The following is a 4,436-nucleotide window of genomic DNA, read 5'->3' as shown; positions in this document are numbered from 1 at the left end:
CCCGCCTCTGGGCGGGTTTCCTGAACCGGCGGGTTAACGCTCAGGCTCAGTTAACCTTGGCGTACAACTCACCCTTCAGATAATGCTGGTACATCGCTTCCAGCAAGATCGGCTTGAACTTCGAAGCCTGAGCGGCAGTACCGGTAATCGTGCCAGCGATCACTGCTCGACAAATGATTAATACTTGGCACCGTGATTCGCCGCCAATTCCTCTATCCATAGAACAATGTTTTATTTCAGACACTTAAAGAGAAACCCGCCACAAGGCGGGTTTCTTTATGGAAAAGCCAGTAACAAAATGGAAGGTCCATAAGCGCTGTTCATTTTTTATTTAATAAGACTGTCTGGCGAGGTGCTCCAGCCACCCCCACACCCACAGGTGCAACTATTTGCAGGTGGGTGGTTCCATTTGTTGAATTTCGTGTCCAACACCGGCGCTGTCATTGGGATTTTTCCTGAGTCCTTACTCTCAGACCGGGAGGGGGAGGTATCCATTGGCACGTTACCCAGCGGCACATCCATACCCATTTCGTGATTATTTGTCATTTCGAAATCCTCTCGTGAATGAGTTCATATAATCACGTAGCTTTTCAGCATTGACCACTGTCAGAAGTAACAGGTTTAACAAATCAAATTCGAATAACCAGCCTCAGCCTTAGTACATATTAAAAAACTTAAACCTTCGTTCATGGGTAGATGAACGCTTTCACGTCGCAGAAGTTTAACGTTCGCCGAGGTCGAGACCTGCTGAGCGGACAAAAAAAATCCGATGCCACAGGTCCGGCACCGGATTTCCAGAAAGCCCAGCGTGAGTTCAAATATTTAAATAAACAGCATTACGCATGGCTGCAGGTTTTCGGTCCTTGCTTTCACTCCGGTTGCTTGGGAAGCGTATAGGGCGCCGGTCCCCTCGAGTTTTTGATTACCTCTGTCGATGACGCTGGTTCCGGCGGAATCGTTACGGGTGCCGGACCTTTCTCTTTCGGTGGTAAATCCTTCTTGCTCATGAGTCAGTCCTCCATTACCAAGTTGAACCCCAAGCCTGTGCGCAAACAATAAAAACGACCACTGTCAAACCTGACAGGTATCAATATCGAATTCGAATTAGCCACCGCACGATCCGCTCTATGGAATATAGAATTCAACTCCCGCCTTTAGTAGCGATACGGTGTCAATTCCGGTCGATTTGAAAGGACCGCGCGCCTGGCCGGCGGATTTTACATATGTGACTCCAAGGTAGCTCTAATTACGCCCATATAAAAACCATTGCTTATCGCGAAACAACATTAAAACCTGTCAACTCTGACAGGTGACGAAGTACAAGACACCGTTTAACTTCAACTCCGCAACTAGCAAAAACAGGCAAAGCGACAAAACACTTCCCACCATCCACTATTAACCGCACGAAAAGGATTTTTATAATGGGCAAGCTCGTTGGTAACTTCTATGGCGCCTATGGCGGATCCAACATTTATCTGTATGTCACTTACAGTGATGACATCGGTGGAGCAGTAACAGCAACCGCCAGTGTTAGCGGCCCCACGGGCACACTGACAGGACATCAAACCATTGGCGCAACCTCCACAACGGTTATGCTGACAGGGACAATTGGAGAAAACGCGGAAAGTTGGACATTTAACACTTCAGATTTCAACACCTTAACTGGAGGCCGTAACTATGCAGGCCCCAACGGCGTCTGGACTTATCAAGGTTTTGGGCTTGGGCGAACTTAAGGCTTCCTGCAACTTCAAAGGGGAAATCAATCACCTCTAAAAAACAAAAAAAACCCGCCTCACGGCGGGTTTCTTTTAAACCAGTCTAACGCACAGGCTTAGTTGACCTTGGCGTTCAACTCACCCTTCAGATAACGCTGGTACATCGCTTCCAGCGAGATCGGTTTGATCTTCGAAGCATTACCGGCAGTGCCGAACGCTTCATAACGAGCGATACACACGTCACGCATTGCGGTCACGGTGGCGCCGAAGAACTTACGTGGGTCGAATTCGCTCGGGTTGGTGGCCATCAGGCGACGCATCGCACCGGTGGACGCCAGGCGCAGGTCGGTGTCGATGTTGACCTTGCGCACGCCGTACTTGATGCCTTCGACGATTTCTTCAACCGGTACGCCGTAGGTTTCTTTGATGTCGCCGCCGTACTGGTTGATGATCGCCAGCCACTCTTGTGGCACGGACGAGGAACCGTGCATCACCAGGTGGGTGTTCGGGATGCGCTTGTGGATTTCCTTGATGCGGTCGATCGCCAGCACGTCACCGGTAGGTGGCTTGGTGAACTTGTAGGCGCCGTGGCTGGTGCCGATGGCAATGGCCAGGGCATCGACCTGAGTGCGTTTTACGAAATCAGCGGCTTCTTCCGGATCGGTCAGCATTTGGCTGTGATCCAGAACACCTTCGGCGCCGATGCCGTCTTCTTCACCGGCCATGCCGGTTTCCAGCGAACCCAGGCAGCCCAGCTCGCCTTCTACCGAAACGCCGCAGGCGTGAGCCATGGCCACGGTTTGTTGGGTAACGCGGACGTTGTAGTCGTAGTCGGTCGGGGTCTTGCCGTCTTCGCCCAGCGAGCCGTCCATCATCACCGAGCTGAAGCCCAGTTGAATGGAGCGCTGGCAGACGTCAGGGCTGGTGCCGTGGTCCTGGTGCATGCACACCGGGATATGCGGGAATTCTTCGATCGCGGCCAGGATCAGGTGACGCAGGAACGGTGCACCAGCGTATTTGCGGGCGCCGGCCGAAGCCTGGACGATCACCGGGGAGTCAGTCTTGTCAGCGGCTTCCATGATGGCGCGCATCTGCTCAAGGTTGTTGACGTTGAAGGCTGGAACGCCGTAGCCGAACTCGGCTGCGTGGTCCAACATCTGGCGCATGCTGATAAGTGCCATTGTGTGTCTCTCTCCCGGTTGAGGGTCGTTAATCGTGCCAGCCTGCCGGAGCGGCGGCGGCTATTCAAGTGATTGCAGATCGGGGGTCGAGGCCCGGTCTGGTGATTCGGTGTTACCAAAATCTTCTGAACGACACAGAACACCTGTGGGAGCGAGCTTGCTCGCGAATGCGGCTTGGCATTCAACATTGATGCAAGCTGATCCACCGCTTTCGCGAGCAAGCTCGCTCCCACAGTTGGATCGGTTTCCACATTGGATCTGTGTTGTGTCAATTACTGCGCCTTGCAGCCGCGGCCGATCAGGTCATTGGTGGCGACCCAGTACACCAGGCCTTCGTCACCCTTGAGGTGAAACGCCAGCATGCCGTCGCTGTACAGCGTACCCGAGGCGCCCGGCTCTTCTTTCAGGCGATAGACCTGATCACCGCCGCCGAGTCGAACGTCGACTTCCTTCTGGCCGGCATCGGCGTAGCGCCAGAGCACTTTGGCCTGGCTGTCGCAGGTCCAGGTGCTCCAGTTATCCGCCGGGGCGGAGGGCTGGAACAGGTTCATCTGCGCGCAACCGCCCAACAATGCCAACGCCGCAATGGCGATCAAGCCTTTCATCCGTGTTCCTCGACTGAAGGCGCACGCCGCCAGCCCTGAGTTATAGAGTCAGACCGGTCAAGGACAACCATGTTCCTTGGCCGGGGTTTGCGTCTCGTATTTGTCCAGACCGTCCGGCCCCGAGCGCTTGTTCAGCACCGGGTTGGTTTCGGCCTGCCAGTCGGCCTGATAGCAGCCTTTCTGCGCCGCACCCGGCGCAGGCGTCGCCTCGGCCTTCGGGTTACTCCCGCAGGCCGCCAGCGTACCGGTCAGCAACAACAGCGCTAACGACTTGACCATGAAAACACTCCTTTGCCTGGCCAAACGGGCGGCCTCAGGCCTTGGCCCGGCTTTCCAGGACTTCAACGGCCGGCAGCACCTTGCCTTCGACGAATTCGAGGAACGCGCCACCCCCGGTGGAAATGTAGGAGATTTGCTCAGCCACGCCATATTTATCAATCGCCGCCAGAGTGTCGCCACCGCCCGCGATGGAGAATGCCGAGCTTTCAGCGATGGCCTGGGCCAGCACTTTGGTGCCGTTGCCGAACTGGTCGAATTCGAACACGCCGACCGGGCCGTTCCACAGGATGGTTTTCGACGATTTCAGCAGTTCGGCGAAATTGGCTGCGGTTTGCGGGCCGATGTCCAGGATCATGTCGTCAGCCGCGACGTCAGCGATCAGCTTCACGGTCGCTTCGGCGCTTTCCGCGAATTCTTTGGCAACTACTACGTCAACCGGGAGTGGCACGCTGACTTTGGCAGCTATGGCGCGCGCGGTGTCGAGCAGATCCGGTTCGTACAGCGACTTGCCGACCGGGTGACCGGCCGCTGCGAGGAAAGTGTTGGCGATGCCGCCGCCAACGATCAGTTGATCGCAGATCTGGCTCAGGCTGTTGAGTACGTCGAGTTTGGTCGAGACCTTGGAGCCGGCAACGATGGCCGCCATCGGCTTGGCC

5 protein-coding genes are annotated in these 4,436 nt (G+C 55.3%); 1 reads left to right on the top strand and 4 read right to left on the bottom strand.

Features of this window, described 5'->3' with window-relative positions:
• Positions 1-1,421: 1,421 nt before the first annotated feature.
• Entirely contained in the window at positions 1,422-1,733 is a 312-nt protein-coding gene (locus DBR24_RS11825) for a hypothetical protein (RefSeq protein ID WP_128614836.1), read from the top strand.
• A gap of 98 nt (positions 1,734-1,831) precedes the next feature.
• On the opposite strand, the gene fba is transcribed toward DBR24_RS11825, so the two are convergent.
• The 4 genes from fba to pgk form a co-directional block, all read right to left on the bottom strand.
• Positions 1,832-2,896 (bottom strand): class II fructose-bisphosphate aldolase, encoded by a 1,065-nt coding sequence (gene fba, locus DBR24_RS11820; RefSeq protein WP_007913760.1) that lies wholly within the window; start codon positions 2,894-2,896, stop codon positions 1,832-1,834.
• Between the two features lie 272 nt (positions 2,897-3,168).
• On the bottom strand, positions 3,169-3,501 hold the full coding sequence (locus tag DBR24_RS11815; protein WP_128614835.1) for an MliC family protein: 333 nt from the start codon (positions 3,499-3,501) through the stop codon (positions 3,169-3,171).
• A gap of 57 nt (positions 3,502-3,558) precedes the next feature.
• Positions 3,559-3,780: a hypothetical protein gene (locus DBR24_RS11810; protein ID WP_025109191.1), complete on the bottom strand. Its 222-nt coding sequence runs from the start codon at positions 3,778-3,780 to the stop codon at positions 3,559-3,561.
• A 34-nt stretch (positions 3,781-3,814) separates the two neighbouring features.
• A partial coding sequence (pgk, locus tag DBR24_RS11805) for a phosphoglycerate kinase (protein WP_128614834.1) occupies positions 3,815-4,436 on the bottom strand: 622 nt, incomplete at its 5' end.

The organism is Pseudomonas sp. HMWF006 (genome assembly GCF_003061205.1).
GTDB lineage: Bacteria > Pseudomonadota > Gammaproteobacteria > Pseudomonadales > Pseudomonadaceae > Aquipseudomonas > Aquipseudomonas monsensis.
Note: the sequence above shows the minus strand (reverse complement) of the source record. Positions and strands in the feature narration are given on the sequence as shown.